The organism is Pseudosporangium ferrugineum (genome assembly GCF_003002065.1).
Classification (GTDB): Bacteria; Actinomycetota; Actinomycetes; order Mycobacteriales; family Micromonosporaceae; genus Actinoplanes; species Actinoplanes ferrugineus_A.
The window spans coordinates 256,062-275,762 of record NZ_PVZG01000012.1; the positions used below are offsets into that span (position 1 = coordinate 256,062).

A 19,701-nucleotide genomic window follows, 5' to 3' on the forward strand; every position below is an offset into this window, starting at 1 on the left:
ATCCCCTATAGTGACGGCCGTGCTTCTGCGTACCCGAGCCGCCGCGTGCCTGCTCCCCCTCGCCGCCGCCCTGGCGGTGGCGCCCTCGTCCCCCGCCGCCGCCGTCCCGGACGGCCCGGTGCGAACCCCGGCCGGCGCCCGCGTCGTCACCCTGATCACCGGTGACCGGCTCGCGGTCCGGCCGGACGGCCACGGCGTCGTCCGGCTGCCCTCCCCCGGCCGCGCGGACGTGCCCTTCCTGACCCGGCGCTACGGCGGCCGGCTCGAGGTCGTGCCCGCCGACGCCCTGCCGCTGCTCGGCGCCGGGAGGCTGGACCCCCGGCTGTTCGACATCACCACGCTGCTCGACGCGGGCTACGACGACGGCCGGGCGGGCCCGCCGCTGATCGTCGAGTACGCCGGCGGCGACCGCGGCGAGCGGGCGGTGCGCTCCCGGGCCGCCGCCGCGGACGCCACGGTGGTCAAGGATCTGGCGGCCGTCGACGGGCTCGCCGTCGAGCAGCGCCGGGGCCGGGCCGCCGCGCTGTGGGAGGCGCTCACCGCTCCGGCCGCGGGCGGCACCCGTACGCTGCGGTCCGAGGTCGCCAAGGTCTGGCTCGACGGCAAGCGCGAGCTGCGGCTGGACGAGAGCGCCGCGCTGGTCGGCGCGCCCGCCGCGTGGGCCGCCGGGCTGACCGGCGCGGGCGTGCCGGTCGGCGTGATCGACGGCGGCGTGGACACCGCCCATCCCGACCTGGCCGGCCGGGTCGAGCAGCGCGACTTCACCGGTACGGGCCTGACGGACGCCACCGGCCACGGCACGCACGTCGCGTCCACCATCGCCGGCGGCGGGCAGCGTTCGGAGGGGCGCTACCGGGGGATCGCGCCCGGGGCCCGGGTCTTCAGCGGCAAGGTGTGCCCCGACCGGTTCTGCCCCGAGTCCGCCATGCTGGAGGCGATGCGGTGGATGGCGGCCGACCTGCGGCTGCGGGTGGTCAACATCAGCATCGGCGCCCCCGACGAGCCCGGCACCGACCCGCTCGAGCAGGCCGTCGACACGCTGAGCCGCGAGTACGGCACGCTGTTCGTCGTCGCCGCGGGCAACGGCGGCGCGAACGGCGCGGTCGAGTCGCCGGCCAGCGCGGACGCGGCGCTCGCGGTCGCGGCGACGACCAAGAAGGACGTCGTCGCCGACTACTCCAGCGGCGGGCCGCGCGCCGACGCCGGGGTGTTCAAGCCCGAGATCGCCGCGCCGGGCAGCGACATCACCGCGGCGGCGGCCGCGAGCGTGGACAGCGGCAGCGGGTACGTCGCCCTGAGCGGCACCTCGATGGCCGCACCGCACGTCGCCGGCGCCGCCGCGATCCTCGCCCAGCAGCATCCGGAGTGGACGGCGGAGCAGCTCAGGGCGGCGCTGACCGGCTCCGCGCACCCCACGGCGCCCGAGGTGTCGGCGTACCGGGCCGGGGCCGGGCGGCTCGACGTGGGCCGCGCCGTCACGCAGACGGTCACGACGTCGCCGGCGACCGTGCAGGTGGACGACGTGACGCCGGACGGCGCGGAGGCGACCCGGACGGTCACCTACCGCAACGACGGCCCGGCCGACGTGACCCTCGCGCTCAGCCTCGCCGGGCGTACCGCGCTGGACGGGCCGGCGCCCGAGGGCATGTTCCGGCTGGGCGCGGACTCGGTCACCGTGCCGGCCGGCGGCTCGGCCGCGGTGGACGTCGTCGTGGACGCGCGTACGGCGACCCGGCCCGGCACGTTCGGCGGCGTGCTGACCGCCACGGGCGACGGGGTCGGCGTGCGGACGCCGATCGGCCTCGACCGCGAGCCGTCCGTCCGCCTGACCCTGCGCCACCTCGACCGCGACGGCGCGCCCACCTCCATCGCCCGCGTCGTCGTGGCGGGGCTCGACAACCGCATCGTGCGGCGCACCGACCAGCTCAGCGGCGGCAAGCTGGAGCTGCGACTGCCCGCCGGCCGGTACCTGGTGTCGTCGACGGTCATGACGCTCGCCGGGACCGGGCGTACCGTCACCATGCTCACCGACCCGGAGCTCGATCTGCGCGAGGACGCCGACCTCACCATGGACGCCCGGCTCGGCAAGGCGGTCGCGCTCACCAACGACCGCCCGGGTGCCGTGCAGATCGGCGGCTATCTCAACGTGGCCGCGACGGTCGGGGCGGGGGCGCTGCTCGCGTACGGGATCGGCGGCCCCTTCGGCGAGGTGTTCAGCGCCCGCGTGGGCAAGGGCGCCGAGGACCACGTCGAGTCGCGGATCAGCGCGGGCTTCGCCGAGCCCGGCAGCGACGGCCACGGCACCGGCAGCCCGTGGACGCTGAACGTGGCGCTCGCCGAGCCGGGGGTGCTGGACGGCTGGTCGCGGACGGTCGGCACGGCCGGGGCCGCCGCCGTACGGCAGGAGATGGCGTCCGCGGTGGACGGCTCGACCGGCGACGTGTTCCACACGCCGTACTGGCCGGACCACGGGCCGGACGACTTCGCCACCGGCGTCGAGTCCGCGCTGCCCGGCAGCCGCACCGACTACTTCACCGGCGAACCGGGCGTCCGCTGGGAGACCCAGTTCTGGCACAACGCGCTCGGGATTGCCGACTTCCCGCCGGGCGTGCCCACGTACGCGAACAGCGTCGTCGCGGAGCCCCGCACGTTCCGGGCCGGCGAGGAGTACACCCAGCGGTGGAACCGCGCCGTCTTCGGGCCCGCCTTCACCCCGGGCTCCGGCACGCTGGTGCGCGACGGCGACCGGATCGTCGGCGCCCCCACCATGTACAGCGACGACCAGGGCCGCTACGGCAGCGCGATCACCGTCGGCACCGCCGTACGCCTGGAACGCAACGGCGAGACCGTCACGGCTCAGTCGTACCTCGCCCTGGACGCCACCGTCCCGGCCGCGGCGGCCACCTACCGGCTGATGGTCAACACCGGCCGGCGCCCGGCCGTGGGGCTCGCCACCCAGAACATGATCACCTGGACGTTCGCCTCGGCGCGGACCGGCTCGGCGGAGCCCCTGCCTCTGTCGATGCTGCGGTTCCGGCCGCAGGTGGACGACCGCAACAGGGTGCTCGGCGAGGACCGCTACACGCTGGCGTTCGGTGCCGAGCGCCAGCCGGGTTCGGCCGCCGCGCCGATCCGGGACGTGACGCTGGACCTCTCGTACGACGGCGGGCGCACCTGGGCGCGGCAGGCGGTGGAGCAGAGCCGGGGCACCGGCACCGCGCTGATCACGCGGCCGGCGGGCAGCGGCACGGTCTCCCTCCGCAGCACGGCGACCGGCGAGGACGGCGGGGTGGTCGAGCAGACCGTGATGAACGCCTTCCGGTACTGAGGCTCCCGCCGGCTATCCGAGGGCGATGTCGCTGGAGCGCGACTCGATGGCGTCGAGGGAGGCGAGCGTCGCCGCGTCGAGGGTGATCCGGGCGGCGGCCACGTTCGCCGCCAGGTGGTCCGGGTCGGCGGTGCCGGGGATGAGCAGCACGTTCGGCGCGTGGTGCAGCAGCCAGGCGAGGCCCACCTGGGCGGGGGTCACGTCCAGCGCGGCGGCCACCTCGCGCACCACCGGCTCGTCGGTCGCCTTGGGCAGGCCGGGGAACGCGCCGCCGAGCGGGAAGAACGGCACCCAGGCGATGCCCTCGGCCGCGCACAGCCGCAGCATGCCCTCGTCGTCGCGGGACACGACGCTGTACGCGTTCTGCACGCAGACGATGCCCGCGGGCAGGGCCCGCCGGAGGCCGTCGATGGTGACGCTGCTCAGGCCGATGGCGCCGATCTTGCCCTCGTCGCGCAGGGCGGTCATGGTCGCGAGCTGGTCGTCGAGGTCCACCGCCTGGTCGCCCTCGGCCCGTACGCCCGGACCGGTGTCGGCGCGGCGCAGGTTGACGACGTCGAGCCGCTCGGTGCCGAGGCTGCGCAGGTTGTCCTCGACGCTGGCGCGCAGTTCCTCCGGCCGCTGCGCCAGCCGCAGCGGCGGGCGCCCGCCCTCGACCGGGTCGGCGCCGACCTTCGTGACGACCAGCACGCCGTCCCCGGGCCGCAGCGCCTCGCGGATCACCTCGTTGGCGAAGCGGAAGCCGTAGAACTCGGCGGTGTCGACGTGGTCGACGCCGAGCTCGACCGCGCGGCGCAGCAGGGCGACGGCGTCGGCGCGGCGGTCGCTCAGCCGTTCGAGCTGCAGCGCGCCGAAGCCGGCCCGGAAGACGGTACGGCCGGCGAACGGGGCGGTCGGGACGGTCATCGCGGAGCTCCTCGGGCGGGTGCTGACGGGTGCGGCCACCGTACAAGTTCTAGATGACAGATTTCAAATATTGTCAGCCGGAGTCTGCCCGATCGGGCTGACATACTGGGGAAACTGTCGGACCGGTGAGGAGATCCATGCGCGCAGAGCCACTCGACGCGGCCACGATCGTGTCGGCCACCGAGGACGTGCTGCGCCGCCACGGCCCCGGCAAGGCCACCGTGCTCGACGTGGCGCGGGCGCTCGGCGTCAGCCACGGCAGCGTGTACCGGCACTTCGCGTCCAAGCAGGCGCTGCGCGAGGCGGTCATCCGGCGCTGGCTCGACGGGGTGCGCGGCGACCTCGTCGCGGCCACCCGCGAGCCCGGCCTGGCACCGCCCGACCGCCTCCGCCGGCTGCTGACCACCATGTTCGCCGTCAAATGGCGCAAGGCCAGGGAGGACCCGGAGCTGTTCGCCACCTTCCGGGTCCTGGCCGCCGAGCACAGCGCCGTCTCCGCCGCCCACGTCGCCGCCCTCCTCGACCTCATCCGCGCGATCGTCGCCGACGGCATGGCCGGCGGCGACTTCGCGCCCGGCGACCCCGCGCTGCTCGCCCGCGACGTCTTCCACGCGGTCACCCGCTTCGTGGATCCCTCGCACGCCGCCGAGTGGAGCTCCCCCGCCATCGAGGCGGAATCCGACGGCGTCCTCTCGCTCGTCCTCGACGGGCTGCGCGCCCGCTGACGCTCACCGCGGGCGGCGACGCGAGCGAGCCGGCCTACTAGCCTGCTGTCCAAGGGGTCGCCCAGGAACGGAGCATCGATGCGCGCCGTGTGGATCACCAGGGCCGGGGGCACCGAGGTGCTGGCCGTACGCGAAAGCCCCGGCCCGCAGCCCGCCCCCGGCGAGGTACGCATCGCGGTGCGCGCCGCCGGCCTGAACTTCGCCGAGGTCATGGCGCGGCAGGGCCTCTACCCGGACGCGCCGGAGCCGCCGTGCGTCGTGGGCTACGAGGTGGCCGGCGTCGTCGACACCCTCGGCGCGGGCGTCACGGGCGTCGAGGTGGGACAGCGGGTGCAGGCGCTGGTGCGCTTCGGGGGACATGCCGAGGCGGTCTGCGCGCCGGTCGAACGGGTCGTGCCGATGCCCGACGACCTCACGTTCACCGACGGGGCCGCGCTGCCGGTCAACTACCTGACGGCGTACCACATGCTGTTCCGGGTGGCGAACCTGCGCCCGGGGGCCCGCGTGGTCGTGCACATGGCCGCCGGAGGCGTCGGCATCGCGGTGCTGCAACTGTGCCGCACGGTGCCGGGCGTCGTCACGTTCGGCACGGCGTCCGCGGCCAAGCACGAGGTGCTGCGCGAGGAGGGCTGCACCCACCCGATCGACTACCGCACCGAGGACTACGTGGCCCGGATCCGCGAACTCACCGGCGGCGAGGGCGCCGATCTCGTCCTGGACCCGCTCGGCGGTCGCGACTGGCGGCGCGGCCTCAGGCTGCTGCGGCCGGTCGGTCAGCTCGTCGCGTACGGCTTCGCGAACCTCAGCACCGGCGAGCGGCGCAGCCTGCGGCGGATGGCCAGCCAGCTCGCGAGGGTGCCGCTGCTGACCCCGTACGGGCTGATGGACCGCAACCACACGGTCAGCGGGGTCAACCTCGGCCACCTCTGGAACCGCGCGGACCTGCTGCGCGAGGAGCTCGAGGCCGTGCTGGAGCTGTGGCGCGCGGGCGCGGTGCGGCCGCGCGTCGACGCGGTCTTCCCGTTCGAGGAGGCGGCGGCGGCCCACCGCCGGATCGGCGAGCGCCGCAACGTCGGCAAGGTCGTGCTGGTGCCCTGACCGGTCACGCCGCCGGCCTGATCCGGAAGCTGTCCAGGATCTTCACCAGCACGGGCCGGTACTTCGCCCAGTCCCTCCGCAGGCCCGACGAGGTGTTCGACCACACCCGCACGACGATCGTGTACGAAGCGGTGCCGGCGGCGGTCAGCACGATCCGGTGGATCTCGCGCCGATGCCCCCAGATCGGATACTTCGGCAGGGTGGTCACGTACTCGGCCTCGCTCACGCTCCCGGCGCCCGCGATCACCGGCAGGTCCGTCTTGCGTACGGGCCGCTCGTCCCCGTCGTCGGCCAGCAGGGACCGTGCCGTGGACCCCTTCTTCCGCGGCCCGTAGTTGACCTCCACCTTGACGAGGGGGTTCGCGAGCCGGCCGCCGGGCGCCTGCCACCCGGGCGGATAAGAATTCGCCCATTCCTTCGGTACGGCCAGGCTGAAGCCCTCCCCCGTGACGGTCTCGTAGCCGCGCGGCGGTGGCGGCGGCGACCACGGCTTCGACGGGGCCACGACGGGATTCGCCCGGCCGGCCGACGAACCGGCGGACACGGGCGGATCACCGGCGGCCGGGGTGTCGGAGCGGCGCTCGCCCAGCCACACCGCCACGCCCAGCAGCACGATCGCGAGAACGGGGGCGACGAGGACCTCGGCGATCCTGATCCCGAGCGGTTTGCGGCGGACGGGCGCGGTGTCGAGCCTGGTGACGACCGGCCGCGGCGCCGGGCTCCGCGCCGGCTTCGCCCGGGCCGGCTCCACGGGCGGTGCCGGTGCCGGCGTTACGGCCGGCGTCGGCACCGGCTTCGCGGGCGGGGCGGGGGCCGGCGACTTCTCCGGCTCAGGCCCCGGCTCCGGCTTCTCCGGCTCCGGCTCCGGCCTCTCCGGCTCCGGCCTCTCCCGCCTCTCCCGCCTCTCCGGCTGGGGTGCCGGGGGCGGGGACACGTCGTCGGGGCGGGCGCGGCCGGGCAGGAACGTCTTCGGCCGCCCGGGCAGCGGGGTCTCCGCCAGGACCGTCAGCATCGGCATCACGTCGGGCCCGGTGAGCCGCCGCTCCGGGTCCTTCTCCAGCAGCCCTCGCACGGCCGGCCACATCGGACTGTCCACCCGCACCGGATCGCTGGCGAGCACCGCCGCCAGTGTGGTCCGGGTATCCTCGCGGTGGAACGGCGACCGCCCGGTCAGCGCCGCGTACAGCGTGACGCCCAGCCCCCACAGGTCGGCCGCCGCCGTGGCGGGGAGCCCGCTGATCCGCTCCGGCGCCAGATATTCCGGCGACCCGATGATCAGTCCCGTGCCGGTCAGCCCGGTGGCGCCGTCGATGGCCGCGATCCCGAAGTCGGTCAGCACCGCCCGGTCGCCGGCCAGCAGGATGTTCGCCGGTTTCACATCGCGGTGCAGAATTCCCTGGCCGTGCGCGGCTTCCAGCGCGTCGAGCACCTCGAGCGCCACCGCGGCGGCGGAGGCCGGCGGCAGCGGCCCGTCCGCGGCGATGACCTGATCCAGCGACCGGCCGCGGATCAGCTCCATCACGATCCAGGGCCGCCCCTGCGACGTGACGACATCGTGGACGGTCACAATGCCCCGGTGCCGCAACCGGGCGGCTGCCTGCGCCTCACGCAACGCCCGGCGCACCACGAGATCGACATCCCCGGCGTACGGTCCGTGAATCTCCTTGATGGCGACGTCCCGCCCGAGCAGAACATCGTGCGCGCGCCACACCACGCCCATCCCGCCGCGCCCGAGCGGCCCGGTCAGACGGTAACGACCCGCGATCACCCGGGCCGCCCCCTCCGCCATCCCCGCAATCTACCCGCTCGACCCCCCGCCCGGCGCCCTCGGCCGGCCGCCCTCCGGCACTCCCGCCCGGCACTCGGCCGGCACTCGGCCGACCGCCGTTCGCGGCGCTGTCATACCGCGGCGGTATCACCGCAGTATCGTTGTCCGGTGGACACGCTCGAGACCCGTGAGCTGCGGTACTTCGTCACCGTGGCCGAGGAACTGCACTTCAGCCGGGCCGCCGGGCGGCTCGGTATCGCCCAGCCGCCGCTGTCCCGCGCCATCCAGCAGCTCGAACGGCGCCTCGGCGTCACCCTGCTGGACCGCGACCGCCGCGGGGTCACCCTGACCCACGCCGGCCGGGTGCTGTTCGACGAGGCCCGCGCCCTGCTGGACAGCGCCGAGGCGGCCGCTCGCCGCACCCGCCGCGCGGCGGCCTCCACGAACCGCCTGACGCTGGCCACGAAGGCCGGCGCGAACCACGAGCTGCTGCGCAAGCTCCTCGACGCGCACGCCGCCGAACCCGGCTCGGCCGAGATCGACGTGGTGCTGTGCGGCATGGGCGACCAGGCGCGGATGCTGCGCGACGGCCGCGCCGACGTGGCGTTCATGCAGCGGCCGTTCGACGCCCTCGCCGGCTTCGACACCGAGGATCTGCTGACCGAGCAGCAGGTCGTCATCGTGCCCGCCGCGCATCCGCTCGCCGATCGTCCGTCGCTGACCACGGCCGACATCGCCGACGTGCCCGATCTGCCGGTCGCCCGCTGGCCCCGCCAGGACGGCACGTACGAGCCCGGCCCCGGCCCGGAGATCCAGGACCTGTCCCAGCTGGCCCAGCTGATCGCGCTCGGCCACACCTCGGCCGTCATCTGCGCCTCGGCCCGGGCATGGCTGTGGAGCGCCCACAAGGCGGTGCCGCTCACGGACGCACCGCACGTCACCACCGTGCTCGCCTGGCCGGCACACAGCCGCTCGCAGGCGGTCGCCGCCCTCGTCCGCACGGCCGCCAGCCTCTGACCCGCGGGCCGGAGAACGCCGCCGAGCCGGAGAACGCCGCCGGGCCGAAAAACGCCGCCGGGCCGAAAAACGCCGCCGAGGCCGGAACACCGCCGAAACGGACAACGTCGCCCGCACGCAGAAGGCCGCCGGGACGGACAACGCCGCCGCACGCAGAAGGCCGCAGGGACGGAGAACGCCGCCGAGCAGGCCGCGCGGACGCGATGGCGGGAGGGCGAGCAGGGGTCGGGCCGCCGCGCTGATCATGGTGGCTCAGTTCGCCGGGCGAACTGCCGACCGGGAGGGTATGCAGCGTCTGCCCGGCCTGGAGCCGGTCCGGGAGCTCGGCCGCGGCGCCGGCAGCGTGGTGTACGAGGCCCGCAGGACGGCCGGCCCCGGGCGTACGGGCGAGCACTATGCCGTGAAGGTCCTGACCGGGCCGGCCGGGGCCGGCCGCACGGCCGCGCTGTGCCGCGAGGCCACGCTGCTCGCCTGCCTGGACCACCCGGGCCTGGTGAAGATCCACGAGGTCGCCACCGTCGACGGCCGGCCGCACCTGGTCATGGACCTGGTGCACGGGCAGACCCTCACCGAGATCCTGGCCGGGGGCCCGCTCCCGGCCGACCGGGCCGCCGGGCTCGGCGCCGAGCTCGCCGACGCATTGACCAGCGCCCACAGCGCCGGCCTGGTGCACCGCGACCTCAAGCCCGACAACATCATGGTCACCACCGCCGGGTACGCCCGCCTGCTCGACTTCGGCCTCGCCACCCGCGCCGGCGACCAGGACGAGGACGCCGCGGTCGGCACGTTCCTCTACGCCGCGCCCGAGCAGACCGGCGCGCTGCGGCGGATGGTCGACGCCCGGGCCGACCTCTACGCGCTGGGCGTCGTGCTGTTCGAGTGCGTGACGGGCGTACCGCCGTTCACCGCGCCGGACGTCGCCGAGCTCGTCCGCATGCACCTGGCCGTGCCCGCGCCCGACCTGGCCTCGGTGGCGCCGGGCACTCCACCGGCCCTGGCCCGGGTGGTGGCCCGGCTGCTGGCGAAGGACCCCGACGACCGCTACCAGAGCGCCCAGGGCCTGAGCGCCGACCTCGAGCGGATCAGGGCGGGCGAGCACGAGCCGTTTCCGCTCGACACCGCCGGCGCCGCGCGGGAGATGCCCGGGTCCCGGTCGCTCATCGGCCGCGCCGCCGAGGCGGCCCAGCTGGCGGCCCGCTGGCGGCGGGCGGCGGCGGGCTACGGCGGCATGGCGCTGGTCTCCGGCCCCGCGGGCGGTGGCCGCGGCCGGCTGGTCCGCGAGCTGGCGGCGACCGTACGGGCCGGGCACGGCGTGACCCTGCACGGCAAGGCGGTCGCGGAGGGCTCGGTGCCGCTGGCCGCGCTGCGGGACATGATCGAGGGGTACGCCCGCCGCGCGCGGTCCCGCGGTGGGCCCGAGGGCGAGGCGGCGCGGCGGCGGCTGCGCGAGCTCGTGGCGCCGACGGCCGCCCTGCTGCGGGCGGTGTCGCCGACCCTCGCGACGATGGTCGACGCGGCCGATCTGCCGGGCGGCGACTACGAGACCCAGCTGGCCGAGGCCGTGACCGCGTTCCTGACCGGGCTCGCGCGTACGGAGAACGGCCTGCTGCTGCACCTGGACGACGTGCAGTGGTGCGACCCGGGTTCCCGGCAGGTGTTGCGCCGCCTGGCCGCCGTGGCGTCGGACGTACCGCTGCTGCTGGTGGCGACCGCCCGCGACGACGAGGACTGCCGGGCGGCGGTGGCGGCGTTCGAGGCCGACATGGGCGGGGCGCTCGACGTACGGATCAGCCTCGCGCCGCTGGACGAGGCCGCGATCGCCGCCCTGCTCACCGCCGAGCTGGGCGCGTCGGCGCCGCCGGCCGCGCTGCTGGCCCGGCTCGCCGGCCGGGGCGGCGGGAACCCGCTCGCGGCCCTGGAGTACCTGCACGCCGTCATCGACGCGGGCCTGCTGCGCCCGTCCTGGGGTGGCTGGGTGCTGGAGGAGTCGGGCCTGGCCGCGATCCCGCTCGCCGCCGAGGTGATGGACCTGGTCCTGCGGCGCATCGACAGCGTCGGCCCGCGGGCGCGGGAGGTGCTGACCGTCGCGGCCGCGGTCGGCGTACGGTTCCCGCTGCCGCTGGTGGCCGCGGCGGCCGGGCTGGACGTGGAGGACGCCCGCGGGCTGCTCGCCGAGGCCGTGTCCCGGCACCTGATCGAGATGGCGCCGGGGGGCGGGTATCTCTTCGTGCACGATCGGGTCCGGGAGGCGCTGCTCGGCGGCCTGGACGAGGCGGCGCGGCGGGACACCCACCAGCGGATCGCCGAGCAGTGGGGGCGGCTCGGCGGCGGCGACGGCACGGCCGCGTACGAGATCGCCCGGCACTATCTCCGGGGCCGGGTCGGTGACACCCCGGACCGGGCGGTGGCCGCCGCCGTGGCCGCCGGCCGTCTCGCGCTGCGCCAGCAGGCCCCGACCATGGCGCTCGACCTGCTGACCGCCGCGGCCCGGGTGGCCGCCGAGCACGGCGTCGCGCTGGACACCCGGTTCCACGCCGACCTCGGCCAGGCCGCGTCCACCACGGGCGACTACCCCCTCGCGGTGGCCGAGCTGCACGCCGCGCTGGAGGCGGAGACCGACGAGCTGCGCCGGGCGCTGATCCACACGCATCTCGCCCGCACGTACATGATGCGGTTGCAGGGCCACGACGCGTTCACCGCCGCCGGGCATGGACTCGCGGAGCTCGGCCACCCGCTACCGGAGCGTCCCCGGCAGTGGATCCTCTCCACGATCGGCCAGGTCGGCTGGGGACTGGCGCTGAGCGCCCTGCCGGCCCGGCTGCGCGTGGCGTCCGGCGAGGAGGCCGAGCGCCTGCGCCGCCGCCTCGTGCTGGTGGATGCGTGCGCCGCCGCCGCCAACGTCGCCCTGCGGGTGCCGGCGACGGGCGCCCTGGCGTTGCGCACCCTGCCGCTGGCGCAACGGCTGGCGGACGGCCCGGAGTACCTGCTGGCGCAGACCACGCTCGGCACGCTGGAGGCCCTGATGGGGCGCCTGCGCCAGGCGGACCGCCGGATGGAACGGGCCATCGCGGCGGCCGTACCGCTGGGCGACCCACGGCTCATCGCGCAGATGCGGATGAACCAGAGCATCTACTACGACGCCATGCAGCCGATGTCCGCGACCACCGGCGACTACCTCGAGCGGATGCTGCGCACCGAGGGGCAGTGGCTGGACGCGGGACCGTACTTCGCCGCGGCGGGGCTGCTCCAGGTGTACTCGACGTACCGGGGTGACCTGCGCCGGGCGACGGAATGGCAGCAACGCGCCCGGGAGGTGGGTGCCGGCAGCGGCCTGCTCACCGACAGCTTCGCCGGCGTCGCCGACGCCGTCATCGCGGCCCTGGCCGGCCGGCCGGCGGAGGCGGCGTCCCGGCTGGCGGAGATGCGCGCGCAGGTGGACGCCAATCCCGGCAACGCCATGCTGCGCGTCAGCGTCGCCGCCGCCGCCATGTTCGTGCTGCTGGAGCAGAACGAGCACGGCGAGGAGTTCGACAAGGCCGTCGCGGCCTTCCACGCCACCGGCATCACGGTACGGTCGGCCGTCGGCCCGATCCGCTGCGCCTGGATGGTCCGGGCGTTCGGGCGGCTGGCGCGCGCCGCCGCACTTCCGGCGGACGCGCGCGGCGAGGCGCTCGAGCAGGCCGGGAAGGCCGTGGCGGCCCTGGGCCACGCCGCCAACGGGCCGGTCCTGAAGGCCGCGCACGGGGTCGCCCGGGCGAGCCTGCGACAGCTGTGCGGCGACGACAAGGCAGCGCTGGCCGGGCTCGCCCGCCTGGACGACGCCGCCGCGGACCTGGACATGCCCGTGCTGGAGTACGAGATCGCCCGCGTCCGGGCGCGGGCCTGCCGCGCCCTCGACCGGCCGGGCCCGGCGTCCCGGCACGCCCGTACCGCCCTGATGATCGCCACGGATCACGGCTGGCCGGTGCGCGCCCGGTGGATCCGCGCCGAGTTCGACGTCTCCGCCGGTCCCTCCACCCACCAGACCTCGTCGGCCGTCGTCGGCCGGGGCGACCTGACCCAGCGCCGGTTCGACGCGCTGCGCGAGGTCAGCGTGGCGGCGAGCACCGTGCTCGACCCGGCCGAGGTCACCCGGGTGGCGCTCGACGAGATCATCCGCATCCTCGGCGCCGAACGGGCCTTCCTGTTCACCGCCGACGACGCCGACGAGTTGCTGCCGTACCTGGGCCGCGACAGCGCCGGCGCGGACATCGAGCAGCTCACCGGGTACGGCTCCAGCCTCGTGGAACGCGTGCACGCCACCGGCACGCCGCTCGTGGTGACCGGCAGCGACGAGGGGGCGGCGCTCGGCTCGCTGAGCACGGTCGCGCACGGCCTGCGCAGCATCATGGTCGCGCCGCTGCTGCTCAAGGGCCGCACTCTCGGCGTGGTCTACCTCGACAGCCGGGTGGCCAAGGGCGTGTTCGCCGGCGCCGACCTGGAGCTGCTGCAGGCGATCATCAACCATGTCGCCGTCGCCCTGGAGACCGCGCGGGCGGCGCAGCTGGAGGTGGCGGTGGAGGCCACGCGCCGCGAGCGCGACACCGCCCGCACGCTGCACCGCACGATGAGCCGGCTGATCGCGGACCTGGACCTGGAGCAGGTGACCTCGACCCTGCTCGGCACCGTACGGGAACTGTTGAACGTCGATCAGGCCGTCCTGCTGCACCGCCAGTCGGAGGCCGAGAAGTACACGGTCGTCGGTGCCGGCCCGCTGGACGGCGCGCCGGTCGACACCGGTGCCGACCCGCGCCTCACCGCGCTGCTCGCCACCGCGAACGTCACCAGCGGCACCGATCCGCTGCCCGACCTGCTCGGACCGGGCACGTTCACCTGGCTGGCGCTGCCGCTGACGGTCCGCGGCGAGCACCGGGGCCTCATCCTGGCCGCCGCCGCGGGAGACCGGCGGTACACCGAGGCCGAGGTGGACCTGGCGGTCGCGCTGGCCGGGCAGGGCACGATCGCGCTGGAGAACGCGCTGCTCTTCCGGCAGACGCAGGACCTGGCGATCCGCGACGGGCTCACCGGCCTGTTCAACCGCCGGCACTTCTTCCACCTGGCGACGCGCTACCTCAGCGCCCGGCAGCGCAACCCGGAGCCGCACGCCGTCGCCATGATCGACATCGACCACTTCAAGCGGGTCAACGACACGTACGGCCACGCCGTGGGCGACGACGTGATCCGCGAGGTGGCCTACCGGCTGGAACGCGCCTGCCGGGAGGCGGACGTGCTCTGCCGCTACGGGGGCGAGGAGTTCGCCATCCTGTTGCAGACCTGCCCGCCGGAAGCGGCGCGGGCCGCGGCGGCCCGGGTGCACGCGGCGGTCACCGAGACCCCCGTACCCACCGGGGCCGGGCCGCTGGAGATCACCATCAGTGTCGGCCTGGCCGTGGCCGACGATCGTACGGAGGACCTCCAGACGCTGCTGAACAACGCGGACGCGGCCCTCTACGACGCCAAGCGCGCGGGCCGCGACCGGGTGGTGCAGCACCGGGCGGTCAGTAGCTGAAGCGGGTCACCAGGGTCTGCAGCTGCTGGGCGGCGGTGATCAGGTCGTCGGCCGCCCGGCGGGTGTCGCCGACGGTCTCGGTCGTGCGCCGGGCCGCCTCGGACACCCCGTTGATGCCGGCGGCGATGTCGCCCGCGCCGGTGGCGGCGCCGGTCAGCGTACGGTTCATCTCCCCCGTGGTCGCCGTCTGCTCCTCGACCGCGGAGGCGATGGTGAGCTGGATGCCGTTGATCCGCTCGATGATCGCCGAGATCTCGGCGATCGCGGTCACCGCGCTGCCGGTGTCCGCCTGGATGGCCTGCACCCGGCGGGAGATGTCGTCCGTCGCCTTCGCGGTCTCCTGCGCCAGATCCTTGACCTCTCCGGCCACCACCGCGAAGCCCTTGCCCATCTCGCCGGCGCGGGCGGCCTCGATGGTCGCGTTGAGGGCGAGCAGGTTCGTCTGCTCCGCGATGGACGTGATCACCTTGATGACGGTGGCGATCTCGCTGGACGACTCGCCCAGCCGGGAGACGATGGTGTTGGTGGCGGTGGCGACCTCGACCGCCTTGGCGGCCACCTCGGACGCCTCGCTGGTGGAGACCGAGATCTCGCGGATCGACGCACCGACCTCGTCGGAGCCGGTCGAGACGACCTGAAGGTTGTCGGACACCGCCCGGGCCGCCTGCGCCACCGAGCCGGCCCGGGTGGAGGCGTCCGAGGCGGCCGCGTCGACCGCGCCGGACACGGCGGTGAGCTGGCCGGCGGCGCCCTGCAACGTGGTGGCGGTGCCGGCCAGCTGCACGATGTCGGCGCGCAGCCGGCCGATGGCGTCGTCGAGCGCGCCGGCCATCCGGCCCACCTCGTCGGTGGCGGTCACCCCGGAGGTGCGGGTCAGGTCGCCGCGGGTGAGGCCCTCGGCCAGGTGGGCGACGCCGCGTACCGCGCGGCGGATGCCGTTCATCACCCGCAGGCCGATCAGGATGCTCAGGACGATGCCGGCGGTCAGCAGGACGCCGATGGTCAGCATGGCGTTGCACGCCCGGTCCTGGGCGGTGCGGATGCTCTGGCTGGTCGCCGCGGCCGCCCGCTCCCGCAGGCCGGCCTCGTCCGCGGCCAGCGCGCCGTAGAGGGTCTGGTAGTTCTGCAGCACCGCGTTCAGGTCCTGGCCGGACGCTTCTCGGCCGGCACCGAGGTGAGGTACGCGACGAACGCCTTCCAGTCCTGCTCGGCCTTGCCCACGAGCGCGACGCCCTTCGCGTCGCTCGCCAGGGCCTTCCGCAGCCCGTTCAGCGCGTCGGTGATGGCCTGCTGGCTCTCGTTCTGCCCGTCCTTGATGACGTCGGCGAGCCCGGGGAAGAGCTCCGCCGCCCACAGGCCGCCGCTGTACGCCTCGATGTTCTTGCCGAACGCGGCCACCGCCGTGTCGACGACGGCGGTATGCCGCTGCGCCGCCTCGGCATCACGGTTCAGCCGCTGCACCGTCTGGATCCCGACGGCACCGACCACCAGGCCGCTGATGATCGCCGCGAGCATCGCCGCGCTCATCTTCGTCCTCAGGGAACGGTTGTCGAACGCCCGCGCCACGCCCATCCTCACACCCCCGTATGAGTTGCTCTCCTCCGGGAATCCTCGTTGACCCGGCCTCGTCCGCGAGGCCGATTCGCGATTCCGTGAGGCCCGGGGCATCGATGCATGATCGATCAGGCGGCGGCCTCAGCCGATGGCGGCCCGCGACGCGGCGAGGAAGGCGCCCCTCAGCACATCCAGCTCGGCGTAGAGCGACTCGATCTGCGGCACGCCCTCCCAGACGGCGCCGTTGATCCGCTCGAAATACGCACGGGCCGCGGTGTGCACGCCGGACGGATAGAGCACCTGGAGCATCCGTTCGGCGACCCAGAGCCGCTGCATCACCTCCTGGGCGGAGGCGGACCACGCGTCACCGGGAACGAAGTCGCCGGGCCGCCCGAACGCGACGCGCTCCGCCTCGGCGGCCACCGCGATGAAGCGCTCCAGATGGGTGAGCTGCTCGGCGCGGCGGCTCTCGGCCCGGGCGAGGTCCTGCTTGCGCTGCTCGATGCGCGCGCTCATGCGCTGGGTGTTGTTCTGCACCAGGAACGAGAGACCACCACCGAGCACCACGCCGCCCAGGGAAGTGATCGCGGTGACGAGCTCGCCGGCCATCGCGACACCCTAACGGACTTCCCGAAGGACTGGCGCCAATCGGTTTGCTGTGGAAACCTATTGGCATGACCACTGAATCGGTGCCCGCCGGCGGCGATCCCCGCCGGCTCCTGTCGGACGTACGCACCCTCGCCCACCGGGTCCGCCGCGATCAGCGCGTCACCTGGTTCGCGCTGCTGGTCCTGGCCGTCGTGACGCTCGCCGGCATGCCGTTCGACTGGTACGGCATGAAGGTCCACTGCGCCCCCGGCGGCGGCTGCGAATTCGCCCGGCGGGGCGTGCTGCTCTACTGGCCGCCCGCGCTGCTGCTGGCGTACGCGGCGATCGCCGTCTGGTACGTGCGCGCCGCCCGGGCCCGGGGGCTGGGTGCGCGCGTGCTCCCGTACGCGATCACCGGTGCCCTGACGACCGCCCTGTTCACCGCCGCGTGGGTGGCGGCGGCCCTGTACTTCCCGAGTCACCCGCAACGGTTCCCGGAGTGGGTGCTCGTGTTCGACCGGCTGCTCACCCCCTGGGGGATGATCGGGGTCGCCCTGCTGGTGCTGGCCCGGCTGGAACGCAACGTCCCGCTGCTGGCGTTCACCGCCGGCTACCTGGTGCTGGTGCTCGCGCCGGTCACCTTCGGCATGGACTTCGAGCCCCGCTGGGGGATCCGGGCGGCCTTCCTGCCGCAGCAGATCGTCAGCGCCGCCGCCCTGCTGCTGGGCGCGGCCGGCTTCGCGCTGGCCCGCCGGCGGCAGCGGTGACCGCCGTGGCCGGCGGCACCGGGCCGCGGGCCGACGGCCATCCGGTCACCGGCCTGGACGAGGTCGTGCACCAGCGGGTCCGGCTGGGCATCCTCACCATCGCGCACGAGGCCCGCCGGGTCGAGTTCGGCTACCTGCGCGACCAGTTGCAGCTGACCGCCGGCAACCTCTCCAAGCACCTGAGCGTGCTGGAGGCGGCGGGGATGATCGGCGTCGAGAAGGGCTATGAGGGCCGCCGCGGGCGCACGTGGATCACCCTCACCGCCGCCGGGGACGCCGCGCTCGCCGCGGAGATCGCCCGGTTGAAGCTGCTCATCAGCCGCATCGAGACCACGGACACCGCACCGGACCGGTGACAGCGCCACCGGTCCGGTGCGACGGGTGGTCGTCACCCGCGCGCGGGCCCGAACCACCGGGTGGCGGCCCGCGCGAACGCCGCCGGATCGGGGTCGCGCTCGCCGGCCCACGCGACCACTCCGTCCGGCCGGATCAGCACCGCGCCGCGGCCGAGGTCGTTCCGCGCCGGGCCGGCGGCGTACCGGACGCGGTCCGCCCAGCCCGCCGCCGCGGCGTGCAGGGTGCCGCCGGCGGTGAGGTCGAGCGCGACGCCCTGCCCGGCCCGGAGCAGGTCACCCACGCCGCGGCCGTCCGCCAGGCGCAGGTCCGGGGCGTTGCGCCCGATCAGCGGGTCCTCGCCGCCGAGGGGGTAGCGGACGGCGGTGCCCGACGTCCGCTCGTACGCGTAGGTCGTGCCGTCCCGGGTCCCCAGCAGCTCGCCGATCAGGGCCTGCAACGCCGGGGCGAGCGGACCCGGCTGCATCACCGCCACCTGCGCCCGGGACCAGTCGAGCACCCGGGCCCCGACCGGATGGCGCTCGCCGGTGTACGTGTCCAGCAGCCCCTCCGGCGCGTCCCCGCGCACGGTGGCCGCGAGCTTCCACCCGAGGTTCATCGCGTCGCCGATGCCCAGGTTCAGGCCCTGCCCGCCGAGCGGCGAGTGGATGTGCGCGGAGTCGCCGGCGAGCAGCACCCGTCCCCGGCGGTACGTCGTCGCCTGCATGGCCCGGTCGGTGAAGGTGGAGGCCAGGTGGACCTCGTCGACCGACACGTCGGTGCCGGAGACGCGGCGCAGGACCGCCTGGAGGTGCTCGCGGCCCGGCGGCTGCGACCGGTCGTACGCGCCCCCGTCGAAGTCCATCATGCCCAGGTGCCCCGGGAACGGCGTGCGGACGTACATGCCGGTGGGCGTCAGGTGGAACCCGAGGCGCAGCTTGTCCGGATCGTCGAGGGTGACGCGCGTGGCGTACCCGGTGAGCCGCGGATCGGTGCCGGTGAAGTCGAAGCCCGCGAGCCCCCGTACGGTGCTGCGGCCGCCGTCGCAGGCGACCAGCCAGCGCGCCGCGTACTCCTGCTCCCCGGCCCGGACGACCACCCCGCCGTCGTCCTGGCCGACGGCCGTGACCTCGGCGCCGCGCACGATCCGCACGCCGAGCTGGGCCGCGCGGCCGGACAGCACCGTCCCGACCGCCTCGAGGCTGGTCATCAGCCCCTCCATCGCCGGGCTCGGCAGCCGGAAGGGCAGCGCGGCGACGTCGATGGCGGCCGCGTCGAGACTCAGGCCGGCGAAGTGGCTGACGGCCCGCGGCGGCGGCGCCTCGGCCACGTCGGGCTTGACGCCGGGATCCTCCCGGGCCCCGGACGCCGCGAGCAGCGCCTCCAGCATCCCGCGGCGGTAGAACGCCTCGACCGAGGCCGGCGACAGGCCGCGCATGCCCAGCGGCATCGCCGTCCACTCCGAGCGGGGTTCCGGATCCCGCTCCAGCACCACGACGGAGCAGCCGGCCAGAGCGAGCTCGCAGGCGAGGAACATCCCCACCGGGCCGGCTCCCACGATGATGACGTCAGACATGGTCGGGTGAGCGGCGTCCGGGGTCCGGTCCCGGCCGCGGGTCGTTTCGGTCATCGGTTGCCTCCGTTGGTCGTGTCGGGCAGCCACAGAGTGGGCCGGGACGCTCACACGGCCCGCACACGCCGCTCACACGACCGGATTTGGGCACCCGGCGGTGGCCGCGGGAAGATCGGTGGATGGACGGGGGTGCACCGCTTCGCGTCACGCTGCTCGGCGCCTTCCGCGCGTCCCGGGGTGACACCGTCCTACCCGTCGCGGGTGCCCGCCTTCAGGGACTGCTCGTGCGGCTCGCGCTCGCCGGTGGCCGCCCGGTCGAGCCGGCGGTGCTGGTCGACGCGATCTGGCCCGAGAAGCCGCCGGCCGACCCCGCGCACGCGTTGCAGGCCCTGGTCTCGCGGCTGCGCCGGGCGCTCGGCTCGGCCGACGACGTCACCCAGGTCGCGGGCGGCTACCGGCTGAACGTGGACCCCGCCGACGTCGACGCCCTGCGCTT

Annotated in this window: 14 protein-coding genes; 8 read left to right on the forward strand and 6 right to left on the reverse strand. The window is 75.1% G+C overall.

Going from position 1 to position 19,701, the window contains the following annotated elements; translation table 11 throughout:
* Window positions 1-19: 19 nt before the first annotated feature.
* Window positions 20-3,328, forward strand: coding sequence for a S8 family serine peptidase (locus CLV70_RS25055; protein WP_146164150.1), 3,309 nt, complete (start codon window positions 20-22; stop codon window positions 3,326-3,328).
* Between the two features lie 12 nt (window positions 3,329-3,340).
* Here CLV70_RS25055 and CLV70_RS25060 read toward each other — a convergent pair whose 3' ends face one another.
* Window positions 3,341-4,234 (reverse strand): aldo/keto reductase, encoded by an 894-nt coding sequence (locus CLV70_RS25060; protein WP_106129030.1) that lies wholly within the window; start codon window positions 4,232-4,234, stop codon window positions 3,341-3,343.
* 137 nt (window positions 4,235-4,371) lie between these two features.
* Between CLV70_RS25060 and CLV70_RS25065 the strand changes: the two genes are divergently transcribed.
* Entirely contained in the window at window positions 4,372-4,959 is a 588-nt protein-coding gene (locus tag CLV70_RS25065) for a TetR/AcrR family transcriptional regulator (protein ID WP_106129031.1), read from the forward strand.
* 78 nt (window positions 4,960-5,037) lie between these two features.
* Window positions 5,038-6,057 (forward strand): synaptic vesicle VAT-1 family membrane protein, encoded by a 1,020-nt coding sequence (locus CLV70_RS25070; protein ID WP_106129032.1) that lies wholly within the window; start codon window positions 5,038-5,040, stop codon window positions 6,055-6,057.
* A gap of 4 nt (window positions 6,058-6,061) precedes the next feature.
* Here the strand turns inward: CLV70_RS25070 and CLV70_RS25075 are convergent, their stop codons facing one another.
* Window positions 6,062-7,846, reverse strand: coding sequence for a serine/threonine-protein kinase (locus CLV70_RS25075; RefSeq protein WP_106129033.1), 1,785 nt, complete (start codon window positions 7,844-7,846; stop codon window positions 6,062-6,064).
* Window positions 7,847-7,993: 147 nt separating this feature from the next.
* Here CLV70_RS25075 and CLV70_RS25080 point away from each other — a divergent pair, with 147 nt between their 5' ends.
* Window positions 7,994-8,842 carry a LysR family transcriptional regulator gene (locus tag CLV70_RS25080; protein WP_106129034.1) on the forward strand — a complete coding sequence of 283 codons (849 nt, stop codon included), beginning with the start codon at window positions 7,994-7,996 and terminating at the stop codon, window positions 8,840-8,842.
* A gap of 286 nt (window positions 8,843-9,128) precedes the next feature.
* Window positions 9,129-14,390 carry a diguanylate cyclase gene (locus CLV70_RS25085; RefSeq protein WP_158277823.1) on the forward strand — a complete coding sequence of 1,754 codons (5,262 nt, stop codon included), beginning with the start codon at window positions 9,129-9,131 and terminating at the stop codon, window positions 14,388-14,390.
* Here CLV70_RS25085 and CLV70_RS25090 read toward each other — a convergent pair.
* The 3 genes from CLV70_RS25090 to CLV70_RS25095 all read right to left on the reverse strand — a co-directional run bounded on the left by CLV70_RS25090 (window position 14,380) and on the right by CLV70_RS25095 (window position 16,553).
* Entirely contained in the window at window positions 14,380-15,522 is a 1,143-nt protein-coding gene (locus CLV70_RS25090; RefSeq protein ID WP_245908441.1) for a methyl-accepting chemotaxis protein, read from the reverse strand. The genes CLV70_RS25085 and CLV70_RS25090 overlap by 11 nt on opposite strands.
* Window positions 15,523-15,527: 5 nt before the next feature.
* Window positions 15,528-15,962, reverse strand: coding sequence for a hypothetical protein (locus tag CLV70_RS41235; RefSeq protein ID WP_245908442.1), 435 nt, complete (start codon window positions 15,960-15,962; stop codon window positions 15,528-15,530).
* Between the two features lie 123 nt (window positions 15,963-16,085).
* Complete coding sequence (locus CLV70_RS25095; RefSeq protein WP_106129036.1) at window positions 16,086-16,553, reverse strand: hypothetical protein; 468 nt, start codon at window positions 16,551-16,553, stop codon at window positions 16,086-16,088.
* Window positions 16,554-16,618: 65 nt separating this feature from the next.
* On the opposite strand from CLV70_RS25095, the gene CLV70_RS25100 reads away from it, so the two are divergent.
* Together CLV70_RS25100 and CLV70_RS25105 are read left to right on the forward strand one after the other, a co-directional pair.
* Window positions 16,619-17,299: a hypothetical protein gene (locus CLV70_RS25100; RefSeq protein WP_106129037.1), complete on the forward strand. Its 681-nt coding sequence runs from the start codon at window positions 16,619-16,621 to the stop codon at window positions 17,297-17,299.
* 5 nt (window positions 17,300-17,304) lie between these two features.
* Entirely contained in the window at window positions 17,305-17,655 is a 351-nt protein-coding gene (locus CLV70_RS25105; RefSeq protein WP_106129068.1) for a transcriptional regulator, read from the forward strand.
* 32 nt (window positions 17,656-17,687) lie between these two features.
* On the opposite strand, the gene CLV70_RS25110 is transcribed toward CLV70_RS25105, so the two are convergent.
* On the reverse strand, window positions 17,688-19,262 hold the full coding sequence (locus tag CLV70_RS25110; RefSeq protein ID WP_211303868.1) for an FAD-dependent oxidoreductase: 1,575 nt from the start codon (window positions 19,260-19,262) through the stop codon (window positions 17,688-17,690).
* A gap of 122 nt (window positions 19,263-19,384) precedes the next feature.
* Here CLV70_RS25110 and CLV70_RS25115 point away from each other — a divergent pair.
* Window positions 19,385-19,701 (forward strand): AfsR/SARP family transcriptional regulator (locus tag CLV70_RS25115; RefSeq protein WP_146164151.1); only part of this gene is annotated, 317 nt, incomplete at its 3' end.

Excerpts from the sequence above, each read along its gene's own strand:
- CLV70_RS25060 (WP_106129030.1), bottom strand. The coding sequence starts at position 4,234 with ATGACCGTCCCGACCGCCCCGTTCGCCGGCCGTACCGTCTTCCGGGCC.
- CLV70_RS25065 (WP_106129031.1), top strand. The coding sequence starts at position 4,372 with ATGCGCGCAGAGCCACTCGACGCGGCCACGATCGTGTCGGCCACCGAG.
- CLV70_RS25070 (WP_106129032.1), top strand. The coding sequence starts at position 5,038 with ATGCGCGCCGTGTGGATCACCAGGGCCGGGGGCACCGAGGTGCTGGCC.
- CLV70_RS25075 (WP_106129033.1), bottom strand. The coding sequence starts at position 7,846 with ATGGCGGAGGGGGCGGCCCGGGTGATCGCGGGTCGTTACCGTCTGACC.
- CLV70_RS25085 (WP_158277823.1), top strand. The coding sequence starts at position 9,129 with ATGCAGCGTCTGCCCGGCCTGGAGCCGGTCCGGGAGCTCGGCCGCGGC.
- CLV70_RS41235 (WP_245908442.1), bottom strand. The coding sequence starts at position 15,962 with ATGGGCGTGGCGCGGGCGTTCGACAACCGTTCCCTGAGGACGAAGATG.
- CLV70_RS25095 (WP_106129036.1), bottom strand. The coding sequence starts at position 16,553 with ATGGCCGGCGAGCTCGTCACCGCGATCACTTCCCTGGGCGGCGTGGTG.
- CLV70_RS25100 (WP_106129037.1), top strand. The coding sequence starts at position 16,619 with ATGACCACTGAATCGGTGCCCGCCGGCGGCGATCCCCGCCGGCTCCTG.
- CLV70_RS25110 (WP_211303868.1), bottom strand. The coding sequence starts at position 19,262 with ATGACCGAAACGACCCGCGGCCGGGACCGGACCCCGGACGCCGCTCAC.